This window comes from Streptomyces sp. CB02923, assembly GCF_001905005.1.
In the GTDB taxonomy this organism is placed as follows: Bacteria; Actinomycetota; Actinomycetes; order Streptomycetales; family Streptomycetaceae; genus Streptomyces.
Genome location: NZ_LWKZ01000012.1, coordinates 430,216 through 451,790, shown reverse-complemented (window position 1 = coordinate 451,790; position 21,575 = coordinate 430,216). Strand labels below are relative to the sequence as shown.

Below are 21,575 nucleotides of genomic sequence, written 5' to 3'. Positions count from 1 at the left end.
CCGTGCCGCCGGCCGTCTCCGACGGCAGCTTCACACCGGGAACGCCCCACCATGCGCACGGAGTTCCGCCTTCAACGGGAATTTTCGCACTGCCGCTCGCACCGCCGGATCAGCCGACAGGTACGGCGGCACCCCTGGCCAAAGCCGAGGAGCTGCCGGGCGCTCAAGGCACCCGGGGCACCCACCGCCACCGGCCGCCCCGTCACCGGCCGCACCTCCACCGGCCGCGTCACCACCGGCCGCCCCGCCACCGGCGCTCAGGCAGTCGCGAAGGAATAGAAACGCTTCAGCGTGCAGTGCTCGTCGAGCAGGCGTCCGTAGATCGGTTCTCCGTCGAGTTCGCGGTACGTCTCGATCGGGTCGCCCTTTATGACCAGGGCCCGCGCGCACTCCTCGCACCAGTACTGGTAGTCGGGGTTGACCGGTTCCATGTCCCGGACGATCGGCGTCCCGCTGCCGCACCAGTCGCATTTCCTGCTGTGAGCGCCCATCAGTCAGCTCCAGCTGTGGCCGCAGGCCGTACACACGAACGAGATGCCGCCGTTGTCGCCGAGCACCTGCGCCACATGGGGTGAGCCGCAGGAGGGGCACTGGAGCGCGGCGCTGCCGGTGCCGTACGCGCCACCGGCGGGACGGGAGGGGTGGCCGGGGCAGGGGGCGTCCCCGGGAAGCGGGCCGGCGCTCAGCGCGGGGGCGGCCGCGTCGAGCAGGTCGTCGACCTCCTCCATGATGCTCGTGGGCATCGTGTCCTCTCCTCCCCTGCCGGCGCCGTCCGAATTCTGCCACGGACCGCCGACCGGGTCAGTCCTGCCGTTGTTCCCGCAGCACCGGCACACCGCCGTACGGCGGCCGGAGCACCGGAGGAACCGGCATCGAACGCGAACCGGCCGCACCGTCCCGCACCCGCGGGCCCCGGACCAGGTCTACCCCGGTACGCGCCGATTCGTGCACCCGTCCGGGCACGAAATGATCCCGCCTCCCTAGAGTGGGAGACGGGATCATCCGAGGTGTGGAGCTAAGGAGAATTGAACTCCTGACCTCCTGCATGCCATGCAGGCGCTCTACCAACTGAGCTATAGCCCCGGGTCTTGTTCCGCTCCTCCGGGGTTTTCCCCGGCGGCGCCGCGAACAAGAAGAACTCTAGCCTGCGACCTGCCCGGATGTGAAATCCGGCCCCTCCGGGCTCCCGGAGAGGCGGGCCGCAGGGCCCACGTCACCCGGCCGCGGGAGCGCTCAGTCGTCGTCGCCGAGCACCGGCTCCGGCAGCGTGCCGGCGTTGTGCTCCATCAGGCGCCAGCCGCGGGCACCCTCGCCCAGGACGGACCAGCAGCAGTTCGACAGGCCGCCCAGCCCCTCCCAGTGGTGGGACTCCAGGCCCAGCAGCCGCCCGATGGTCGTACGGATCGTGCCGCCGTGGCTGACGACGACCAGGGTGCCGCCGTCCGGGAGCTTCTCGGCGCTGCGCTCGACGACGGGGGCCGCGCGGTCGGCGACCTCGGTCTCCAGCTCGCCGCCGCCCCGCCGTACGGGCTCGCCGCGCTTCCACGCCGCGTACTGCTCGCCGTACTGACCCACGATCTCCTCGTGGGTCAGGCCCTGCCAGGCGCCCGCGTACGTCTCGCGCAGCGCTTCGTCGTGCGTGATCTCCAGGCCGGTGACGGCCGCCAGCTCACGGGCGGTGGCGGCGGCCCGCCGCAGGTCGGAGGCGATGATCGCGTCCGGCTCCAGGGCCGCGAGCAGCCGCGCGGAGCGCCGCGCCTGCGCCACGCCCTCCGCGGTCAGCTCGATGTCCGTCGAGCCCTGGAAGCGGCGCTCCAGATTCCACGCCGTCTGGCCGTGCCGCCACAGGACTATCCGGCGGCCGCGGCCGCTCCCGGTGCCGTTCAGCTCAGGTCTCCGTCCTGCTCGGCCGTCGTGGCCTCGGCGTGCTCCGCGGCCTTGCCGCGGGTGGCCTTGGCCTCCTCGGGCAGGTCCAGCTCGGGGCAGTCCTTCCAGAGGCGCTCAAGGGCGTAGAAGACGCGCTCTTCGCTGTGCTGGACGTGGACGACGATGTCGACGTAGTCGAGCAGGACCCAGCGGGCCTCGCGGTCGCCCTCGCGGCGCACCGGCTTGGCGCCCAGTTCCTTGTTCAGCCGCTCCTCGATCTCGTCGACGATCGACTTGACCTGGCGGTCGTTGGGGGCCGAGGCCAGCAGGAACGCGTCGGTGATCGAGAGCACGTCGCTGACGTCGTACGCGATGATGTCGTGCGCGAGCTTGTCGGCGGCCGCCAGCGCGGCGGCCTGGATGAGCTCGATGGAGCGGTCGGTGGCGGTCACAATCCAGCTTTCGGGATCGGTGGTCAGGTACCCACCAAGGGTCTCACGGACCACCGACACTCCCGGCGGGCTTTCCCGCGGGGCCTCCGGCGGCCCCCTGCGCCGCCCCCGAGCGGCCAGGCCGCAGGGTGGCCGGGGACGGCGGCCGGTGCCGCCCCCGGCGCCCTCAGCCCTTGTAGTCCTGCCCCAGCACCACCGTGACGTCCGCGTTCGAGGCGACCTTGCCCTGCTTGACCGCGCCGGCCGGCAGCCCCAGCGTCTTGGCGGCCTCCTCGGCCTTCGCCTTCTGGGCGGCGTCCGCGTACGTCACCTCGGAGACGGGCTTCGCGGCTGCCGCGCTGCCGCCGTCGACGAACGAGTAACCGCCGTTGACCAGGGCGATCCGTGCCTTCTGGGACGCTTCCTTCTTGCCGGTGGCGTTCTGGACGCTGACCCGCGGGGTCGAGCTGTGGTCGGCCTTCTTGACCGTGCCGCCTAGCACCTCCTTGACCACGCCGTCCGCCGCCTGCCGGCTGAGCGTGCCGTCCTGCTGCACCGGCAGCAGGGTGGTCCCGTAGGCGCCGGCCTTCGCCAGCTCTGCGCGCTGCGCGAGCGAGCTGCCCAGCTGCGCCTCGGTGAGCGGCGGGTCCAGGACCTGGAGCAGCGACTTCACGGTGGCCGTCGCGCCGTCCGCGTCGCTGGAGACCTTCTTCAGGGTGGCCTGCATGACCTGCCCGAAGCGCTCCAGCTGCTTGGTCTGGGCTTCACCGGCCGCCTGATAGGTGGCGTACGCGACGGCGGCCTGGCCGTTCAGGTCCTGGCCCTTGCCCTGCTTGACGAGCGGGCTGTCGCCCTTCTTGGCGCCGGGAACGGTGGCGTCGGTGTCCAGCGTGATGCCGCCGGTCGTCTCGACCAGGTTCTCCAGGTACGGGGTGTCCAGCCGCCAGCTGGCCTTGATGTCGGCGCCGAGGAGGGTGTTCAGGGCCTCCCTGGTGGGGTCGATGCCCTGGTCCTTGACCGACTTGGCCAGCGTCGTGGACCCGCCGTCCTCCGTGGAGACCGCCAGGTCGTTCGGGAGCAGGACGGTGGTGCCCTTGTGGGCGCTCTCGTTGTCCACGAGGAGCGCGGTGGAGCTGTTGCCCTTGGGGTCCTTCAGGTGCACGACGAGCACATCGCGCTTCTCCCCGGCGCCCCCGGCCTCCGTGCCCGCCCCGGCACCCGAGAGGCCGGGCAGTTTGCCCGCCCACCACAGATAGCCGACGCCGCCGAGGAGCAGCAGGACCAGCAGCACGATCAGCATGACCTTGCGGCTGCGGCCGCGCCGCTTGGCCTCCTCACGGCGCTCGGTACGGCTCTCGGTGAACTTGAGCCAGTCGATGACGTCCTCGGAGTCCTCGGTCGGCTCTTCGATGAACGAGAACTGCTCGGTGCGGTAGTCCGTGTCCGGGTCGCCCCCGGGGCCCGGCGCGGCGCCCTGGGCCGGGCCCGGCGTCCGGTCCGTGGTGCCCGCCGCCCCGCCGCGCGGCGTGCGCGCACCGGTCTCCTGGGCGGGCTGCCCGTACGGCTGGTGCTCCGGCTCCTGGTAGGAGACCTGCTCGTACGAGGGCTGCGCCGACTGCTGGGGGATCCAGCCTTGCTGCTGGGTCTGCTGCTGTTGCTGTTGCAGTTGTTGCTGCTGGGTCTGCTGGGTCTGCTGATGCGGTTGTTGTGGCTGCTGCGGCGGCAGACCGTGCTGCTGGGGCTGGTGAGGGTGCTGGGGCTGCTGGACCTGCTGGGGCTGGCCGTACGGGTCGTACTGCTGGGGATACTGCGCCTGCTGCGGCACCTGCTGATGGCCGTACGGGTCGTACACGTATCCCTGCTGCCCCGCATCGGGCTGCCCGGCTCCCTGCTGCCCCGGAAAATGCGGCCCGGCGCCCGGCTGCCCGCCGTGCTGCTGACCGCCGTGCTGCTGAGAGCCGTACGGGTCATACGGGTCGTGCGGAGCCGGTGCACCATACGGGTCGTAGCCGACCGGCTGCCCGTACTGGTCGTACGCGGCCTGCTGCGGCGCCTCCCGGTACACCGGCTGCCCGTAGGCGTCGTAGGTGTACTCCGGCTGCCCCTGCTGCCCCTGGGCATACGGGTCCCGCGGCACGTACGGGTCGTGTCGGTCGTTCACCGGTGCCCCTTTCCGTGAGCCCCGTCGGCGGCCGTCGTCGGCAGCCGCCGGCAACAGATGTCAACGGCCGTCGTGGCCGGTCCGGTCCTCGCGGTACAGCTCGCGCTTGTCGATGTAGCGCACGACACCGTCCGGCACCAGGTACCAGACCGGATCCCCCTGGGCGACGCGCGCCCGGCAGCCGGTCGAGGAGATGGCCAGGGCCGGCACCTCGACCAGGGACACCGCCCCTTCGGGGAGCCCGGGGTCGGCGAGTGTGTGCCCGGGTCTGGTCACCCCGATGAAGTGGGCTAGCGAGAACAGCTCCGGCGCGTCGTGCCAGGTCAGGATCTGGCCGAGCGCGTCGGCGCCGGTGATGAAGAAGAGGTCCGCGTCACGGTGCTGGTCGTGCAGCTCCCGCAGCGTGTCGATGGTGTACGTCTTGCCGCCGCGGTCGATGTCGATCCGGCTGACGGAGAACTGCGGGTTGGACGCGGTCGCGATGACCGTCATCAGATAGCGGTCCTCGGCCGGTGACACCGTCTTGTGGCTCTTCTGCCACGGTTCCCCCGTGGGCACGAATATGACCTCGTCGAGATGGAACTGGCTGGCCACCTCGCTGGCGGCGACCAGGTGTCCGTGATGGATCGGGTCGAACGTCCCGCCCATCACTCCGAGCCGCCGCTTCACGGGCCCTGTCTGCTCTCCCATGCGTGCAGACCCTACTGGGCGCTGCGCGGTGCCGGGGTCCCGGTGCCCGGCTTCAGCGGTCCCGGTTGAAGCGGGTGGTGATCCAGAGCAGCAGGAGCAGGGCGATCAGGGCGCCGCCGCCCGTGACGAAGGGGTTCAGGCTCTCGTGCCCGCCCCCTTCTTGACCGCCTTCGGCGAGGGTGACCAGGTGCTGTGCGGTGGTGTGCAGGCTCATCGTCGGCAGAACCAATCCGGGATGGGGACGGACAGAGACTTCCGCCACATCGTATGCGCGAGCTCACCCGCGTCTCACGCCGACTCCGCCAGGAGGGCGCTCGCACGCCCGTCCGCCGGGGCCGTGGCGGGCCCGGGAGCGGGCCGGCCGTCCGGGAAGGCGGCGGAATCAGTCCCGGTTGTCGTCGTTGTCCTTCCCGTAATTGTGCAGCAGGACCCATGCGAGGAACACGGCCCCGAGGACGCCGACGATCAGAACGGTGCGCAGGATCCATCCCGGGCCGTCGTTCTTCGAGGTCTCCGCGGCGGCGGCGAGCAGCACGCTCGTGTTCGGCATGGCTGAAGTGCTCCCTTTGTACGGGCATGTGGGCATCTGCGGACCCTGGTGCGCTCGCCAGCGTACGCCTGGGCATCCAAATGGCTGTCAGTGGCGTCCTCTAGTCTGAATCACACGCAGTCGAACAGGGGGAGGCCCCAATGACGGAGAGCCCAGGCGGCAGCGAGCGCGTACCGAGCCGGGACCGCAGGCGGTTCCCCGGGATCTCGTCCCGCGCCTACGAGCACCCGGCGGACCGTTCCGCGCTCGTGGCCCTGCGCAAGCTGAGCGGGTTCGACACCGTCTTCAAGACGCTCAGCGGGCTGTTGCCGGAGCGCAGCCTGCGGCTGCTGTTCCTGTCGGACTCGGTGCGCGTCGGCGACCAGCAGTTCGCGCATCTCAACGACATGCTGCGGGACGCCTGTTACATCCTGGACCTGGAGAAGGTCCCGCCGATGTACGTGAATCAGGACCCCCAGCCGAACGCCATGTGCATCGGTCTGGACGAGCCGATCATCGTGCTGACCACGGGCCTGGTCGAGCTGCTCGACGAGGAGGAGATGCGCGCGGTCATCGGCCACGAGGTCGGCCACGCCCTGTCCGGCCACGCGGTGTACCGCACGATTCTGCTGTTCCTGACGAACCTCGCGCTGAAGATCGCCTGGATTCCGCTGGGCAACGTCGCGATCATGGCGATCGTGACGGCGCTGCGCGAGTGGTTCCGCAAGTCGGAGCTGTCGGCGGACCGCGCCGGACTGCTGGTCGGGCAGGACCTTCAGGCGTCCATGCGCGGCCTGATGAAGCTCGCCGGCGGCAACCACCTGCACGAGATGAACGTGGACGCGTTCCTCAAGCAGGCCGAGGAGTACGAGGCCGGCGGCGACCTGCGCGACTCCGTGCTGAAGGTGCTGAACATGCTCCCCCGCAGCCACCCGTTCACCACCGTGCGGGCGGCCGAGCTGAAGAAGTGGGCGGCCAGCCGCGACTACCAGCGCATCATGGACGGCCACTACCCGCGCCGGGACGAGGACAAGGACACCTCGGTCTCCGACTCCTTCCGCGAGTCCGCCGCGCACTACGCGGAGTCGGTGCGCACGAGCAAGGACCCGCTGATGGGCCTGGTGCGCGACATAGCCGGCGGCGCCGGTGACCTCGGCGGCAAGCTGCGGGACACGGTCTTCCGCGGCGGCTCCCGGCCGGGCGGTTCCGGCGGTACGGACAGCTCCGGCGGCTCCGGCGGTACGGGCGGCTCCGGCGGTGCAAACGGTTCGGGCGGTTCGGGCGGTTCGGGCGGCGCTAACGGGACGGAGGGGCCGGACTCGGCTGGGAAGTAGCCGCCAGCTTCCCGCACAGCCCCGTGCCGGGACGGCCGCGGGCGTACGGGTCGGTGCCCGCCGGCCCCGCGCTCCCGGCCCGCTGCCCCGCGAACAGCGGACGCAGTGCGCTCGACGCGTCGGCGGAGCAGGACATCGGCCCCGCCTGGAGGGTGCTCTGCAGCACCTCCAGGCGGTGGTCGCCCAGATCGTCGCGCCCGATGCGGAAGCGCAGTTCGCGCCGGACGGTGAACAGCGAGGCGGCGGAGGCCTGTTGCTCCGCGGTGCCCTCGGCGGCGGCCGGGCGTACCGCGTAGGCGAAGGTGAAGTCGGCGCTCACCTCCAGCGCGTCCGCGCTGATCTCGGCGGCCGAAAGGGTCCCGCTCACCCGTACGTTGGGGTCGGCCAGCTCCACCTGGCCCGGCGCGAAGCGCAGCAGCCAGCCGGTGGCCGCGTGCCGTCCGTCGTCGGCCGGGTGCGCCAGGCTCCGGTCGAACTGGTCGAGCTGGCTGGGGGTGAGCAGCAGCCCCACCGGCCGTATGGACCCGCCCGTCAGGGTGGCCGGGTCGATCGAGGAGCGCACGAGGTAGTCCTTGACGAGGGTCAGGGCGGAGACGACCTGGCCGTCGGAGAAGTGCTCGGTCCGTGCGACGGTGGGCAGGTTGACGCCCGCCGCGCCGAGGCGGTACTGCGCCGCGGGGCTCCGCGCGAAGAGGTCGGCCGGTTTCCCGCCCGGCACGGCGCCGGTGGGCGCCAGCGGTACGACCGTGGACCGCAGCGGCTCCGCCGTCACCGGGTCGGGGGGCCGGTAGGGGTGGCGGATGCCCATGTAGATCGCGGTGCCGAAGGCGATGACGATCAGCACGGCGAGGAGCACGGCCTGCCGGGCGCCGCCGAGCCGTACCCAGGCGTGCCGGGTGCGTACGGCCCGCGCGTGGTCCTCCATGCGCTCCCTTGCCGAGTACTCCTGAAGGCGTGCAGCCCGTACGAACGATTCGTCGAAGACGACGGATCGGTATTCGTCCTCTCCGCCTCCCGCGGCGCCCTCGGGGGTCCCTTCGGGAGGGTCACCAGCACCGGCCATACCACAAGAGTAGGTCTGCGGAGCCATCGGTAAACGCCCTGGTACGGGACAAGTTCGGGGGATTTTTCGGAGCTGCGCCCCTCACATGGGGCGGCCGGGGCCGCTCACCGGGCCCGCCCGGTGCCCCGGCGGCCGTTCAGCGTACGCGCGGGGTGGCCGACGCGGGCGGCGGCGTCGACTCGGCCGAGGCGGACGCCGAGGGCAGCATGCTGGAGCGGGCGGGCGGTACGCCGTCCACACCGCTGGTCGCGGGCGGGGGCGTCGGACTCTGCGTGCGCCCGCCGGACGCGCCGCGGTAGACCGCGGAGAAGGCGAGCGCGACGAGGCCGATGCCCATGAGGACGGCGAGCACCCACGCCACCGGCCGGTGCCAGCGGACACTGCCGCGGTACGGGCGGAGGGCGCCGCCGTACGGGCCGTACGGTCCGTGGGGGCCGTACGCGTCCGGATCCTGGCCCTGCTCGGGGGCGTTGGCGGCGCCGCGGCCGTAGCGGCGGCCGGTGGTGCGGGGCCGGCCGTCCGGGGCGGCGGGGTCCTCGGCGTCCGGATCGGCGCCGTACCCCGGGCGGCCGCGGGCGGCGTCGGCCTCGGCGCGCGCCTGGGCCGCGGCCAGCATCCGCTCCACCGCGGTGGGTTCGTGGAAGCGCGCGGACCGCACGAAGTCCTCGTCGAGGACCACGGAGGCGAACTCCTCGTCCGCTTCCCCGTGGCTCGGCTGACCGTGCTCGTCGGGCCCTTCGCCGTCCGGGAACGGCTTGCCCCCCGCGTCGTCCGGCACCTCTCCAGACTAGCCCGGGGCGGCCGATCGTGGGCGGATAGCACGGGAATTCGGCCGCGGACCGGCACGCTCCCGGCCTCCCGGCCGTGCTGCCGACGTTCGTCCGGCCCCCACCCGAACCGTCGCCGCCCGGCGCGCTCCCCGCCCGTACTGCCGCGGCCTGGCACGCTCCCCGCCCGTACTACCGCCGCCCCGCGCGCCCCCGCCCGTACTACCTACCGCCGCCCCGCGCGCCCCCCGGCCGTACCGTCAGCGCGTATGGCCGCCCCCATCAGCACGTATGGCCGTCGCCCGTCAGCGCGTGTGGCCGTCGCCCGTGACGATGTACTTCGTCGAGGTCAGCTCCGGCAGGCCCATCGGCCCGCGGGCGTGCAGCTTCTGCGTCGAGATGCCGATCTCGGCGCCGAACCCGAACTGGCTGCCGTCGGTGAAGCGGGTGGACGCGTTGACCGCGACCGTCGTGGAGTCCACGAGCTGGGTGAAGCGGCGGGCCGCGGCCTGCGAGGTGGTGACGATCGCCTCGGTGTGGCCGGAGGACCAGCGGCGGATGTGCGCCACCGCGGCGTCCAGGTCCTGCACGACGGCCGCGGCGATGTCGTACGAGAGGTATTCGGCCGCCCAGTCCTCGTCCGTGGCGTGCGCGACCAGGCCGGGTCCGGCCTGCTGCCACGCCGTGTCGCCGTGCACGATCACTCCGGCCTGGGTCAGCGCCTCCAGCGCCCGCGGCAGGAACGTCTCGGCGATACCGGCGTGCACCAGGACCGTCTCGGCGGCGTTGCAGACACTGGGCCGCTGCGCCTTGGAGTTGATCAGGATGTCCAGCGCCATGTCGATGTCGGCGTGCTCGTCCACGTACACATGGCAGTTGCCGGTGCCGGTCTCGATCACCGGCACCGTCGATTCCTCGACGACCGTACGGATCAGCGAGGCGCCGCCCCGCGGGATCAGCACGTCGACCAGGCCGCGCGCCCGCATCAGCTCGCGCACCGAGTCCCGGCTCTCCCCGGGCACCAGCTGGACGGCGTCGGCGGGCAGTCCGACGCTCGCCACCGCGTCCCGCAGCACCTCCACGAGCGCGCTGTTCGAGGCGTAGGCGGACGACGAGCCGCGCAGCAGTACCGCGTTGCCCGCCTTCAGGCACAGCGCGGCGGCGTCCACGGTCACGTTCGGCCGCGCCTCGTAGATGATCCCGACCACGCCCAGCGGGACGCGGACCTGCCGCAGGTCGAGGCCGTTGGGCAGCGTGGAGCCGCGCAGCACCTCGCCCACCGGGTCGGGCAGGGCCACCACGTCGCGGACGTCGGCGGCCATCGCCGTGACCCGCTCGGGGGTCAGGGTCAGCCGGTCCACGAGGGACTCGCCGGTGCCCGCGGCGCGTGCCTTGGCGACGTCCTCGGCGTTGGCCGCGACGATCTCCTCCGTACGGGCCACCAGGGCGTCGGCGATGGCGAGCAGCGCGCCGTCGCGCGCGGTGCGCGGCTGCGGCGCCAGGACGGCCGCCGCTTCCTTGGCGCGCCGGGCGGTCTCGGTGACGGATGAGGAGTGCGCTGATTCGCTGGTCATGGCGGAAAGCCTAGCCGGGCCGCGGACCGCTGCCCGGCCGTGTTCCAGTCGGCGAGACGTCACGGTCCGCCGCGCACCGGCGGGACGGCCGCGCCCGGCCGCCCGCCGGACCGGGTCAGTACGGGTGCACCCCCACTGGCGAGGCGGGCGGCGGCCCGTACCCCTCGGCGACGCGCTGGTGGTACGTCTCCCGGTCGATGACCTCCAGGCCCACGATCTCCCAGGGCGGCAGCCCGGCGGAGGAGCGGTGCTCGCCCCACAGCCGCAGCGCGACCGCCGCCGCGTCGTGCAGGTCGCGGGCCTCTTCCCAGTAGCGGATCTCGGCGTGGTCGTTGGCGTAGCGGCTGGTCAGCAGGAAGGGGTGGTCGTGGGCGAGCTGTTCGAGTGCCCGCCGGACCTCCTGGACCGGGGCCTCGGCCCCGGAGACGCTGAGGGTGACGTGCCACAGCCGGGACGCCTCGCGCCGCCCGGTCCCCGGCCGCTCGGACGCCGCCTGGCCCGGCCCCGCGCGGTCCCCGGACGCGGAACCGCCGGCCGGTCCGGCGGCCCCGACGCTGGTCAGTGTGCGCTCCGCCGTCCCGCGGGGCAGCGCCCCTGAGCGCCCTCGTCTCACCGGCGGCCTCCTGTTATGCGTATCGCTCCGCTCGTACGTACGGGGGCGGAGCCGATCGGTGCTGTCGTCCTGCGCCGGCACCGGACCGCCGCCGGATGCGCCGCCGCGTGCGGGCCGCGCGGGTCATCGCGGGTCGCGCCGCTCCGGGCCCCGGTCGCGGGCGGTTCCTCGGCAGTGGTCCGGCACTGCTGTCACACGGCGCGCACTCGCGCGCAGCGGACGGCGCTCCCCTGACGCCGTCCCCGCAACAAAGTTGACCAGCCCGCGGGCCGTCGCGGGGGCATTTTCGAGAAGGTCTCCGTGGAAAGGCTGGTCTTTGGGCCTTTCCCTGCCACTTGGTGCCCTGTTGTGACGGCCGTCAGTGGTGCAGTACGACCAGGTCGTCCCGGTGCACGACCTCGCGTTCGTACGCGGGGCCCAGCTCGCGGGCGAGGTCACGGGTGGAACGGCCGATCAGCCGCGGGATCTCCCGCGCGTCGAAGTTGACCAGGCCGCGGGCGACGGCGCGGCCCGTGGCGTCCCGCAGTTCGACCGGGTCCCCGGCGCTGAACTCCCCTTCGGCGGCGGCAATACCGGCCGGCAGCAGCGAGGAGTGGCGCTCGACCACGGCCTGGACGGCGCCGTCGTCGAGCACCAGCGCGCCGCGCGGGGTGGAGGCGTGCGCGAGCCACAGCAGGCGGTCGGCGGAGCGGCGGCCGGTGCGCAGGAAGTGGGTGCCGGTGGGCCCGCCGGCCAGGGCGTCGGCGGCGTGCACGGCGGAGGTCAGGACGACCGGGATGCCGGCCGCGGCGGCGATCCGGGCCGCCTCGACCTTGGTGACCATGCCGCCGGTGCCGACACCGGCCCGGCCCGCGCTGCCGATCGAGATGCCCTCCAGGTCGGCCGGGCCGCGTACCTCGCCTATCCGGGAGGTGCCGGGGGTGCTCGGGTCGCCGTCGTAGAGTCCGTCCACGTCGGAGAGCAGCACGAGCAGGTCGGCCCGTACGAGGTGGGCGACCAGGGCGGCCAGCCGGTCGTTGTCGCCGAAGCGGATCTCGTCGGTGGCGACGGTGTCGTTCTCGTTGACGATCGGTACGGCGCCCATGGCCAGCAGCTGGTCCAGGGTCCGGAAGGCGTTGCGGTAGTGGACGCGGCGGCTGGTGTCGTCCGAGGTCAGCAGGACCTGGCCGACGCGGCGGCCGTAGCGCGCGAAGGAGGCGGTGTACCGGGCGACCAGCAGGCCCTGGCCGACGCTGGCCGCGGCCTGCTGCCGGGCCAGGTCGCGCGGGCGCCGGTCCAGGCCCAGCGGCGCCAGGCCGGCCGCGATGGCGCCGGAGGAGACCAGCACGATCTCCTTGTCCTGGTGCTTGGCCAGCGCGTCCACCAGTGCGTCCACCCGGTCCGCGTCCAGGCCGCCGCTCGCCGTGGTCAGCGAGGACGAACCGACCTTGACCACGATCCTGCGGGCGTCCGTCACGTCCTGCCTTGCGCCTGCCACTGCCTACCCCTGTGCTCGCCTGTGCGCCGCCGCGTACGCGACGGCGCTCCGTACGGGACGGCTCCCCGTACGGGAGGTTCCGTACGGGTGTTTCCGTACCACCGCAATCTACGGCAGGCGGACCGGCGGGCGCCTGCCGGATTCCCACGGGACACCCGGTGCGGCCGGTGCGGCCGGTGCGGCCGGTGCGGCCGGTACGGGGAAGGCCCCCGGGGATTCCCGGGGGCCTTCCCTGCGCCGGTGGGCCTTCTCTGGTGGGCCTCCCACCGCGCGGCCGCTAGAACGGACGGAAGTCCTGGTACTCGTCCTCCGACTCGTCCCGCGCCGCGTCGCGGTCGCGGCGGCGCACCGCGGCGGGGCGCGGTGCCTCCATGCGGTGGTCCTCGCCGCGGCGGCCGAGCATCTCGGCGCCCGCCGCCATCATCGGCTCCCAGTCGAAGACGACCGCGTTGTCCTCGGGGCCGATCGCGATGCCGTCGCCGGCGTGTGCGCCGACCTTGCGCAGCCGGTCCTCGACGCCGAGGCGGTTGAGGCGGTCGGCGAGGTAGCCGACGGCCTCGTCGTTGTTGAAGTCCGTCTGGCGCACCCAGCGCTCGGGCTTCTCGCCGCGGACGCGGAAGAAGCCCTCGCCCTCCGGCGTGACGGTGAAGCCCGCGTCGTCCACGGCCTTCGGGCGGATGACGATGCGGGTGGCTTCCTGTACGGGCTTGGCGGCGCGGGCCTCGGCGACGATGCCGGCCAGCGCGTACGACAGCTCCTTGAGGCCGGTGCGCGCGACGGCCGAGACCTCGAAGACGCGGTAGCCGCGCTCCTCCAGGTCGGGGCGGATCATGTCGGCGAGGTCCTGGCCGTCCGGGATGTCGATCTTGTTGAGGACGACCACCCGCGGCCGGTTGTCCAGGCCGCCGTACTCCGCCAGCTCCGCCTCGATGATGTCCAGGTCGGAGACCGGGTCGCGGTCGGACTCCAGGGTCGCGGTGTCCAGGACGTGCACGAGCACCTCGCAGCGCTCGACGTGCCGCAGGAACTCCAGGCCCAGGCCCTTGCCCTGGCTGGCGCCGGGGATCAGGCCGGGGACGTCCGCGATGGTGTAGACGGTGGAACCGGCGGTGACCACGCCGAGGTTGGGCACCAGGGTGGTGAAGGGGTAGTCGGCGATCTTCGGCTTGGCGGCGGAGAGCACCGAGATCAGCGAGGACTTGCCGGCGCTGGGGTAGCCGACCAGCGCGACGTCCGCGACGGTCTTGAGCTCCAGCACGATGTCGCGGGCCTCGCCGGGCTCGCCGAGCAGCGCGAAGCCGGGGGCCTTGCGGCGGGCCGAGGCCAGCGCGGCGTTGCCGAGGCCGCCGCGGCCGCCCTGGCCCGCGACGAAGGTGGTGCCCTGGCCGACCATGTCGGCGAGCACGTTGCCCGCGCGGTCCAGGACGACGGTGCCGTCCGGGACCGGCAGGACCAGGTCCTGGCCGTTCTTGCCGGCGCGGTGGTCGCCGGCGCCGGGCTGGCCGTTGGTGGCCTTGCGGTGCGGGTGGTGGTGGTATTCCAGGAGCGTGGTGACGTCCTGGTCGACGACCAGGGTCACGTCGCCGCCGCGGCCGCCGTTGCCGCCGTCCGGGCCGCCGAGCGGCTTGAACTTCTCGCGCATCACGGAGGCCACGCCGTGGCCCCCGTTACCCGCGGCGACATGCAGCTCGACGCGGTCCACGAAGGTGGTCATGGTGGGAATGCCTCCAGATACGACGGGAATGTCTCTGTACTAACACGCCAAGGGCGGACCGGCCTTCCCGCGTACTGCGGGGAGAGGCGGTCCGCCCTCGGAATGGTGCTGCTGAGCTATCGCTCGATGCTGATGTGGTGGGTCACTCAGCGATCGGGACGATGTTCACGACCTTGCGGCCACGGTGGGTGCCGAACTGCACCGCACCCTCGGCCAGGGCGAACAGGGTGTCGTCGCCGCCGCGGCCGACGCCCGTGCCCGGGTGGAAGTGGGTGCCGCGCTGGCGGACCAGGATCTCACCGGCGAGGACGGCCTGACCGCCGAAGCGCTTCACGCCGAGCCGCTGAGCATTGGAATCGCGACCGTTCCGAGTGGACGATGCGCCCTTCTTGTGTGCCATGTCTCCTCAGTCCCTTACTTCGCCGGAGCGTCGATGCCGGTGATCTTCAGCGCCGTGTGCAGCTGGCGGTGGCCGATCCGCTTCTTGTAACCGGTCTTGTTCTTGTACTTCTGGATCCGGATCTTGTCGCCCTTGTGGTGGTCGACAACCTCGGCCTGGACCTTCACGCCGGCCAGGACCCACGGGTCGCTGGTGACCGAGTCACCATCGACGACCAGCAGCGTGGAGAGCTCGACGGACTCGCCGACCTTGCTGGTGGAAATGCGGTCTACCTCGATGACGTCGCCGACAGCAACCTTCTGCTGCCGCCCGCCGGTGCGCACGATCGCGTACACGCGGAACTCTCTCTCGCTAGGAACGGGACCTCTGATGCCAGCCGCTCACACGGGTTCATGACGATCCCGTGGAATCCGAGTGGACGAGCGGCCTCTCCCGGCGGACCGGGAGGTGTTTGCTCAGTGGTGTGGCGCACTACAGACGCCGGTGGCCAAGGTTACGGGGCCTTGACCGGGGGGTCAAACCGGCCCCGGGCCGCGTACGGCCCGGGACACGGTCCGGCCGGTTCAGTCCTCCGTCGAAGCCGACACCGACGAGGCCGGGGCCTGCTCGGCGGCGACGGTCTTCTTGGCCGCCGCCTTCTTCGCCGTGGTCTTCTTCGTGGCCGCCTTCTTGGTGGCGGCCTTCTTCGCCGGGGCCTTCTCCGCCGCGGCCTTCTTGGCCGTGGTGGTCTTCTTCGCCGCCGTCTTCTTGACCGCGGCCGTCTTCTTGGCAGCGGTCTTCTTGGCGGGCGCCTTCTTGGCCGCCTTCTTCGCCGCGGTCTTCTTGGCGGGCGCCTCCTCGGTGACCTCGGCGGCCGCGGCACCGTCCGTGCTCACGGCGTCGTCCGCGGGCGCCGCGCTGTCTCCGGGCGCCTCGGCGACCGGTTCCGCTACGGGCTCGGGGGCGGCTTCCGCCACCGGAGCCTCCTCGGCCACCTTGGGCGAACCCGCGGGAGCGGACGCCTTACGGGTCGCACGGCGGCGCGGGCGGGCCGGCGCGGGCTCCGCCGCGGCCGGGGCCTCGACGGGCTCCGGCTCGGGGGCCGGGGCCTGCGCGGGCTCGGACTCCACCACGATCGCGGCGGCCTCGTACGCCTTGGGCGCGCCCGCCGGTGCGGACACCTTGCGGCTGGCGCGACGGCGGCCACGGCCGCGTACGCCACCGGCTGCCGCCTCGGCCTCGGCCGCACTGCCGAACCACTCGTCGGTGTCGGCCACCGCGGGCTGCAGCTCCGCCTCGGTCACCGCGACGGGCTCCAGCTCCGGGTGCTCGTCGGCGCGCGCGGCCTCTCCGTCCTGGTGCTCGTCGTGGTGCTGGTGGTCGTGCTGCTGGTCGTGCTGCTGCTGGTCCTGGCCGGAGGCGCCGGACTTGCCCTTCTTCTTGCGCTTGCCGCCACCACCGCCACCGGCCGAGGACGGCTGGTCCATGTGGACGATGACGCCGCGGCCGTTGCAGTGCACGCACGGCTCGGAGAAGGACTCCAGCAGGCCCTGGCCGACCCGCTTGCGGGTCATCTGCACCAGGCCCAGCGAGGTGACCTCGGCGACCTGGTGCTTCGTACGGTCGCGGCCCAGGCACTCCAGCATCCGCCGCAGCACCAGGTCCCGGTTGGACTCCAGCACCATGTCGATGAAGTCGATGACGACGATGCCGCCCAGGTCGCGCAGCCGCAGCTGGCGCACGATCTCCTCGGCCGCCTCCAGGTTGTTCCTGGTCACGGTCTCTTCGAGGTTGCCGCCCTGACCGGTGAACTTCCCGGTGTTGACGTCGATGACGACCATGGCCTCGGTCTTGTCGATCACCAGCGAGCCGCCGGAGGGCAGCCAGACCTTGCGGTCCAGCGCCTTCATCAGCTGCTCGTCGATGCGGTACGTCGCGAAGACGTCGACGTCCGAGGTCCACTTCTGGAGGCGGTCGGCGAGGTCCGGCGCGACGTGCGAGACGTAGCCGTGGATGGTCTCCCACGCCTCGTCACCGCTGACGATGACCTTGGAGAAGTCCTCGTTGAAGATGTCGCGGACGACCCGGACGGTCATGTCCGGCTCGCCGTACAGCAGGCTCGGCGAGCTGGTGGAGCCCGCCTTGGCCTTCTTCTGGATGTCCTCCCACTGCGCCTGGAGGCGCTCCACGTCGCGGCGCAGCTCGTCCTCGCTGGCGCCCTCCGCGGCGGTACGGACGATGACGCCCGCGTCCTCGGGAACGATCTTCTTCAGGATCTGCTTCAGGCGCGCCCGCTCGGTGTCCGGCAGCTTGCGGCTGATGCCGGTCATCGAGCCCTCGGGCACATAGACCAGGTAGCGGCCGGGCAGCGAGACCTGGCTGGTCAGGCGGGCGCCCTTGTGGCCGATCGGGTCCTTGGTGACCTGCACCAGCACGGACTGGCCGGACTTCAGCGCGGTCTCGATGCGGCGCGGCCCGTTGGCCATGCCGAGCGCCTCGAAGTTGACCTCGCCCGCGTACAGCACGGCGTTGCGGCCCTTGCCGATGTCGACGAAGGCGGCCTCCATCGACGGCAGGACGTTCTGCACCTTGCCGAGGTAGACGTTGCCGACGTACGACGTCGACTGCTCCTTGTTGACGAAGTGCTCGACGAGCACGTCGTCCTCCAGGACGCCGATCTGGGTGCGCTCGCCGCTCTGGCGGACGACCATCACGCGCTCGACGGCCTCACGGCGCGCCAGGAACTCCGCCTCGGTGATGATCGGCACCCGGCGGCGGCCCTGCTCGCGGCCCTCGCGGCGGCGCTGCTTCTTGGCCTCCAGACGCGTCGAGCCCTTGATGGACTGGACCTCGTCGGACGGCTCGTCCTTCTTGCGCGGCTCGCGGACCTTGACGACCGTGCGCTCCGGGTCGTCGCCGCCCTGCTGGCCGGCGTCCCCGTCGCCGAGGTCGCCGCTGCGACGGCGGCGGCGACGGCGCCGACGGCTGCTGCTGGAGCCGCCGCCCTGCTGGTCGTCGTCATCGTCCTCCGCGGGCGCGGCCTGCTCGGCATGCTCCTCTTCGGCGGCGGGCTGCCCGGCGTCGGACTGCCGGCCCTCGCCGGGCTGCTCGTCGCTGCCGTCGGCGGCCTCACCGCGACGGCGGCGGCGGCCACCGCGACGGCGGCGGCGGGAGGGGCGGTCGCCCGACTCGTCGTCGCCCTGCGCGGCGTCACCGCGCTCGTCGTCGGTGTCGTCCTCGTCGTCGTCCTGCGAGTCCTGCACGTCCTGGACGGACTGGATCTTCTCGGCCTTCACGGCCTTCTCGACCTTTTCGGCCTTCTCGGCCTTCTCCGCCCTTTCGGCCTTCTCGGCCTTCGGGGCGGACGCCTGCTCGGCGGCGGGCTGCTGCTCGGGCTCGGCGGCGCCCCGGCGGCGACGGCGGCGGCTGCCGGCCGCGGGCTGCTCGTCCTGCTCGGCGGCGGGCTCTTCGGCGGGCTGCTCCGCCGCGGCGGCCGCGGCGGCAGCGGCGGTCTCCGGGGTCTGGAACATCGGCTCGGTGAAGACCGGCGCCTGGAACACGGCCGTCGGCGGGCGCCGGTCACGGCGGCGGGACCCGCGGGCGGGCTCCTCCGGCGCGGCCTCGGCCTCGGCGCGCCGCTGCTCGGCGGCGGACTGCTCCTGCTGCGGAGCCTCGGCCTGGCGCTCGGAGCGGCGGCGCGGCCGGCGGCGCGGCGCGTCGGCGGAGCCGGACGCGTCGCCGGTCTGCTCGGCGGCCTCGGAGCCGGACGCGGCGGTGCGGGTGCCGTCCTTGGCGTCGCCCGCCTGCGGGGAGCCCGCGGGAGCGGCGGCCTTACGGGTGGCACGGCGGCGCGTACGGGCGGGCTTGGTGTCCTCGGCGGGCGCCTCGGCGGCGGGTGCCTCCGCGGTCTCGTCGGTCTCCTCGGCCTCGGCCTGCGCCGGGGCGTCCGCGCCCGGCTGCTCGGCGGCGGCCTGCGGGGAGCCCGCGGGGGCGGCGGCCTTACGGGTGGCACGGCGCCGCGTACGGGCGGGCTTGGCGTCGTCGGACGCGGCGGGCTGCTCCGGGGCCGCGGGCTGCTCCGCGGCGGGCGCGGGGGCCTCGTCGGCGGCCTGCGGCGCGGCGGCGGGTGCCTCGGCGGCCGGTGAGCCGGCCGGTGCGGAAGCACGGCGGGTGGCGCGGCGGCGGGGGCGGGCGCTCGGCGCCTCGTCCTCGGCAGCGGGCTGCGTCTCCTGCGGCGCGGCGGCGGCCGGTGCCGCGGGGGTGGTCCGCGCGGCCTCGTCCGCCTGCGGGGAGCCCGTGGGGGCGGCGGCCTTACGGGTGGCACGGCGGCGCGTACGCGCCGGTTTGGCGTCGTCGCCGGAGACGACCGTGGAGGTGTCGTCCTGCGCGGCACTCGCGGCCGCGCTGCCGGAGTTCTCGGCGGTGTCGGCCGTGGTCACCGCAGTCTGCGCGGTGGCCTTCGCCGCCCCGGAGGGCGGGCCGGCCGGCCGGGAGGCGGCGCGGCGGCGACGGCGCGGCGGCAGCGTGTCGCTGGGGGTGCTGCCCTCGGAGGACTGCTCCGAAGGGCCGCTGGGTTCGTTGGGCTCAATGGGTTCGAGCATGCGGGCGGTTCTCCCGTCACGCTCCCGGGCGCCACGCCTGGTTCCGGACGCGGCCCGCGTGTGACGCGGTGCCGCCCTCCGGGGCGCGGGCGCCGCACGGGAGCTGTCGTCTCGCTCGCCGGGCCCGTAGGTCGGGGACCGGCGAAAGTCTGCTGGTCAGTGCGTCTGCCGGACCGGGGTGGCTCCCTGGTTGATCGGCGACGCGACGACGGCGGTCCTTGTGCAGGACCGTCCGGCGCCTCGCGGCACTCAGCCGGCGGCCGTTGTTGTGCCGGCCTCGGCAGCGTCGCGGTCGGGCGCGAGCGGGTCGGTCACCGCGCCGGTCTCCTCATCGAGCAGCCCCTGCGCCAGCCTGGTCACCGCTGCGGGGACCGGCGGCGCCAGGTCGGCCGTAGCTCGGAGGCCGGACAGGACGTCGTCGGGTCGTACGGCAGGTGTCAAATGCCGAACAACCAGCCGCAGTATCGCACAGGCTTTGCCGTCCGGCCTATCGCCCTCGGGGGCGACGGCTTCGAGACGGGCGACCGCGGCCCGCGCGTCGAAGGTCCGCATGCCGTTCTTCGTACGGCGTTCGACCTGCACTTCTTCGGCGGCGAGGAACGTCTCGGCGGCGTGTGCCGCCGCGGCGTGCTCGACGCCGTCGAGCCGCAGCTCCCACACCGACGCCTGGAGCCGGTCGGCGAGGCCGGAGGTACGGGCCTCCACCGCGTCGGTGACGTCCAGACCGGCCGGCAGCGACTCGTTCAGCAGCTCCCGGAGCGTTGCCGGATCGCGGCGCTCGGCGAGCTGGATCTCCAGATACTCGGCCTCGCTGCCCGTACCGGTCGGCGCGGCGTTGGCGTACGACACCTTGGGGTGCGGGGTGAAGCCCGCCGAATAGGCCATGGGGACCTCGGCGCGGCGCAGCGCCCGCTCGAAAGCGCGCTGGAAGTCGCGGTGGCTGGTGAACCGGAGGCGGCCGCGCTTGGTGTAGCGCAGTCGGATGCGCTGCACCGCCGGTGCGGGCGGCGGGCCTTCGGGCTGTCGCTTGCCCAGTGTTACTTCTCCTTGGTGTGAGGGCGCTACCGGACGTCACCCCCGCGGAGGCGGGGACACGTCGCGCCCGGGCTTCTTACCTAGAGTACGTGCCTCCGGTACCGACGGTTCCCGCCGGGGCTCCGGCACCGCCGCGCGCTCCGGCCGCCCCGGCGCCCCGAACAGGGCCCGCCGGATCTCGGCGCGGGTCTGCCGGGCGGACTGCCGGGCGGCGGTCAGCGCGCGGCGCACGGACCGGCCCGCCTCCCCTGCCGCGCGCCGCACCGGGCGCCACAGGCCGTCCCGTACGGCGTGGCCCACCGGGGTGAGGACCGCGCGGTAGGTCCAGCGGAACGGCTCGACGAGGATCCACCGCAGGAGTGTGCCGAGGAACCGGCCGACGGCCCGGGAGACGTACCCGGCCACCCGCCAGCAGTGCGCGAACGCGGCGCCGGTCTCGCGTACGACGACGGTCACGGCGGTGCCGACCGCCCGGCCCACGGGAGCCAGGACGTACCGCCACACCGCGACGGCCGGGGCGACGACCGTCCACCGTACGAGCGCGGCGACGGCGGCCGCGATGCCGCGCGCCGCCCAGGCGATGCCGTGCCCGACGGGCGTCAGCACGTGCCGGTGGAACCACCGGGCGGGGAGCACGATCAGGTGACGGCCCAGCCAGGCCAGTCCCGTGCCCAGCCCCGCACCCAGTGCGCGCACCAGCCGGGCGAACCCGTCGGCGAGCCACCGGACGGCGTGCCCGACCGGTGTGAGGACCCGGCGGTGGCACCAGAGCGCCGGCCTCACGATCAGGTGGTGGACCAGCCAGGCCACGGCCACGCCGATACCCACACCGACCGGTACCAGGACGTACCGCCACAGGGCGGCCCACGGCCAGTAGAAGAGCGCCTTGGCCAGCCAGGCCAGCGCCGCGCCGAAGGCCCGCACGGTCCAGGCGATGCCGTGCCCCACCGGTGTGAGGATCCAGCGGTACACCCAGGTCAGCGGCGCAACGAGCAGAACGTGCCCCAGCCAGGCGAGACCGCGTCCCACCGGGCGCAGCACACCGCGGTGCAGGGCGCGCCCGCAGACGGCGAGGACGTCCCACACCATGCGCACCGGCACCACGAGCACCAGCACAACGATGCGCACCGGCAGCCGGACCAGCCGCGTCAGACAGCCCTCGCCCGGCTCGTAGCGCTCAGGTACCGGGTGACTGCCGTCCCCCCGGCCGCGGTCCGGCTCCTTGGACAGTGAAGGCCCGACGGGCTCCATGCGGCTTTCTCCCCCTCGCACCCGATATGGGCACGGTCGTACACATGCCGCGGCCCGGCCGCCGCATCTCTGCGGGGCCGGGCCGGGGCA

At 73.3% G+C, this 21,575-nt stretch carries 20 protein-coding genes and 1 tRNA gene; 1 reads left to right on the top strand and 20 read right to left on the bottom strand.

Annotation, left to right across the window (positions count from 1 at the left end):
• Window positions 1-257: 257 nt before the first annotated feature.
• The 9 genes from A6A06_RS13545 to A6A06_RS41635 form a co-directional block, all read right to left on the bottom strand.
• Complete coding sequence (locus tag A6A06_RS13545) at window positions 258-491, bottom strand: hypothetical protein (protein ID WP_073761452.1); 234 nt, start codon at window positions 489-491, stop codon at window positions 258-260.
• A 3-nt stretch (window positions 492-494) separates the two neighbouring features.
• Complete coding sequence (locus A6A06_RS13540) at window positions 495-743, bottom strand: hypothetical protein (RefSeq protein ID WP_073761451.1); 249 nt, start codon at window positions 741-743, stop codon at window positions 495-497.
• Window positions 744-1,010: 267 nt separating this feature from the next.
• A tRNA-Ala gene (locus A6A06_RS13535) sits at window positions 1,011-1,083 on the bottom strand.
• Between the two features lie 150 nt (window positions 1,084-1,233).
• Window positions 1,234-1,887, bottom strand: coding sequence for a histidine phosphatase family protein (locus tag A6A06_RS13530; RefSeq protein WP_073761450.1), 654 nt, complete (start codon window positions 1,885-1,887; stop codon window positions 1,234-1,236).
• On the bottom strand, window positions 1,884-2,318 hold the full coding sequence (gene rsfS / locus A6A06_RS13525) for a ribosome silencing factor (protein ID WP_073762126.1): 435 nt from the start codon (window positions 2,316-2,318) through the stop codon (window positions 1,884-1,886). Before rsfS ends, A6A06_RS13530 begins: the two co-directional genes overlap by 4 nt.
• Window positions 2,319-2,484: 166 nt before the next feature.
• Window positions 2,485-4,458 carry an LCP family protein gene (locus A6A06_RS13520; protein WP_073761449.1) on the bottom strand — a complete coding sequence of 658 codons (1,974 nt, stop codon included), beginning with the start codon at window positions 4,456-4,458 and terminating at the stop codon, window positions 2,485-2,487.
• 60 nt (window positions 4,459-4,518) lie between these two features.
• Window positions 4,519-5,148, bottom strand: a complete 630-nt coding sequence (gene nadD, locus A6A06_RS13515) for a nicotinate-nucleotide adenylyltransferase (protein WP_073761448.1) — start codon at window positions 5,146-5,148, stop codon at window positions 4,519-4,521.
• A gap of 52 nt (window positions 5,149-5,200) precedes the next feature.
• Window positions 5,201-5,362: a hypothetical protein gene (locus tag A6A06_RS41640; RefSeq protein ID WP_199930855.1), complete on the bottom strand. Its 162-nt coding sequence runs from the start codon at window positions 5,360-5,362 to the stop codon at window positions 5,201-5,203.
• Window positions 5,363-5,530: 168 nt separating this feature from the next.
• Window positions 5,531-5,698 carry a hypothetical protein gene (locus tag A6A06_RS41635; RefSeq protein WP_199930854.1) on the bottom strand — a complete coding sequence of 56 codons (168 nt, stop codon included), beginning with the start codon at window positions 5,696-5,698 and terminating at the stop codon, window positions 5,531-5,533.
• 140 nt (window positions 5,699-5,838) lie between these two features.
• On the opposite strand from A6A06_RS41635, the gene A6A06_RS13510 reads away from it, so the two are divergent.
• A complete protein-coding gene (locus tag A6A06_RS13510; RefSeq protein WP_073761447.1) occupies window positions 5,839-7,011 on the top strand; it encodes a M48 family metallopeptidase in 1,173 nt (390 codons plus the stop codon).
• Here A6A06_RS13510 and A6A06_RS13505 read toward each other — a convergent pair.
• The 11 genes from A6A06_RS13505 to A6A06_RS13455 form a co-directional block, all read right to left on the bottom strand.
• The gene (locus A6A06_RS13505) at window positions 6,974-8,074 is read right to left on the bottom strand and encodes an SCO2583 family membrane protein (RefSeq protein ID WP_073761446.1); all 1,101 of its coding nucleotides are present in this window, start codon (window positions 8,072-8,074) and stop codon (window positions 6,974-6,976) included. The two genes, A6A06_RS13510 and A6A06_RS13505, sit on opposite strands and share 38 nt — an antisense overlap.
• 136 nt (window positions 8,075-8,210) lie before the next feature.
• Window positions 8,211-8,852, bottom strand: coding sequence for an SCO2584 family spore wall biosynthesis protein (locus A6A06_RS13500; protein ID WP_073761445.1), 642 nt, complete (start codon window positions 8,850-8,852; stop codon window positions 8,211-8,213).
• A 294-nt stretch (window positions 8,853-9,146) separates the two neighbouring features.
• Window positions 9,147-10,415 carry a glutamate-5-semialdehyde dehydrogenase gene (locus tag A6A06_RS13495; protein ID WP_073761444.1) on the bottom strand — a complete coding sequence of 423 codons (1,269 nt, stop codon included), beginning with the start codon at window positions 10,413-10,415 and terminating at the stop codon, window positions 9,147-9,149.
• A 115-nt stretch (window positions 10,416-10,530) separates the two neighbouring features.
• Entirely contained in the window at window positions 10,531-11,028 is a 498-nt protein-coding gene (locus A6A06_RS13490; RefSeq protein WP_073761443.1) for a hypothetical protein, read from the bottom strand.
• Between the two features lie 358 nt (window positions 11,029-11,386).
• A complete protein-coding gene (gene proB / locus A6A06_RS13485) occupies window positions 11,387-12,505 on the bottom strand; it encodes a glutamate 5-kinase (RefSeq protein WP_443333741.1) in 1,119 nt (372 codons plus the stop codon).
• Between the two features lie 277 nt (window positions 12,506-12,782).
• Entirely contained in the window at window positions 12,783-14,219 is a 1,437-nt protein-coding gene (obgE, locus tag A6A06_RS13480; RefSeq protein WP_073761441.1) for a GTPase ObgE, read from the bottom strand.
• Between the two features lie 142 nt (window positions 14,220-14,361).
• The gene (rpmA, locus tag A6A06_RS13475) at window positions 14,362-14,619 is read right to left on the bottom strand and encodes a 50S ribosomal protein L27 (RefSeq protein WP_030020524.1); all 258 of its coding nucleotides are present in this window, start codon (window positions 14,617-14,619) and stop codon (window positions 14,362-14,364) included.
• 14 nt (window positions 14,620-14,633) lie between these two features.
• Window positions 14,634-14,954 carry a 50S ribosomal protein L21 gene (rplU, locus tag A6A06_RS13470; RefSeq protein ID WP_073761440.1) on the bottom strand — a complete coding sequence of 107 codons (321 nt, stop codon included), beginning with the start codon at window positions 14,952-14,954 and terminating at the stop codon, window positions 14,634-14,636.
• A 228-nt stretch (window positions 14,955-15,182) separates the two neighbouring features.
• Window positions 15,183-19,199, bottom strand: coding sequence for an Rne/Rng family ribonuclease (locus tag A6A06_RS13465; protein ID WP_073761439.1), 4,017 nt, complete (start codon window positions 19,197-19,199; stop codon window positions 15,183-15,185).
• 249 nt (window positions 19,200-19,448) lie between these two features.
• A complete protein-coding gene (locus tag A6A06_RS13460; RefSeq protein ID WP_073761438.1) occupies window positions 19,449-20,192 on the bottom strand; it encodes a TIGR03936 family radical SAM-associated protein in 744 nt (247 codons plus the stop codon).
• A gap of 78 nt (window positions 20,193-20,270) precedes the next feature.
• Entirely contained in the window at window positions 20,271-21,485 is a 1,215-nt protein-coding gene (locus A6A06_RS13455) for a hypothetical protein (RefSeq protein ID WP_242440715.1), read from the bottom strand.
• Between the last annotated feature and the right edge of the window lie 90 nt (window positions 21,486-21,575).

Bases quoted from the DNA above. Each gene is read 5' to 3' on its own strand.
- rpmA (WP_030020524.1), bottom strand. From the start codon at position 14,619: ATGGCACACAAGAAGGGCGCATCGTCCACTCGGAACGGTCGCGATTCC.
- A6A06_RS13465 (WP_073761439.1), bottom strand. From the start codon at position 19,199: ATGCTCGAACCCATTGAGCCCAACGAACCCAGCGGCCCTTCGGAGCAG.
- nadD (WP_073761448.1), bottom strand. From the start codon at position 5,148: ATGGGAGAGCAGACAGGGCCCGTGAAGCGGCGGCTCGGAGTGATGGGC.
- obgE (WP_073761441.1), bottom strand. From the start codon at position 14,219: ATGACCACCTTCGTGGACCGCGTCGAGCTGCATGTCGCCGCGGGTAAC.
- A6A06_RS13540 (WP_073761451.1), bottom strand. From the start codon at position 743: ATGCCCACGAGCATCATGGAGGAGGTCGACGACCTGCTCGACGCGGCC.
- A6A06_RS41635 (WP_199930854.1), bottom strand. From the start codon at position 5,698: ATGCCGAACACGAGCGTGCTGCTCGCCGCCGCCGCGGAGACCTCGAAG.
- A6A06_RS13455 (WP_242440715.1), bottom strand. From the start codon at position 21,485: ATGGAGCCCGTCGGGCCTTCACTGTCCAAGGAGCCGGACCGCGGCCGG.
- A6A06_RS13505 (WP_073761446.1), bottom strand. From the start codon at position 8,074: ATGGCCGGTGCTGGTGACCCTCCCGAAGGGACCCCCGAGGGCGCCGCG.
- A6A06_RS13545 (WP_073761452.1), bottom strand. From the start codon at position 491: ATGGGCGCTCACAGCAGGAAATGCGACTGGTGCGGCAGCGGGACGCCG.
- A6A06_RS13510 (WP_073761447.1), top strand. From the start codon at position 5,839: ATGACGGAGAGCCCAGGCGGCAGCGAGCGCGTACCGAGCCGGGACCGC.
- A6A06_RS13495 (WP_073761444.1), bottom strand. From the start codon at position 10,415: ATGACCAGCGAATCAGCGCACTCCTCATCCGTCACCGAGACCGCCCGG.
- A6A06_RS41640 (WP_199930855.1), bottom strand. From the start codon at position 5,362: ATGAGCCTGCACACCACCGCACAGCACCTGGTCACCCTCGCCGAAGGC.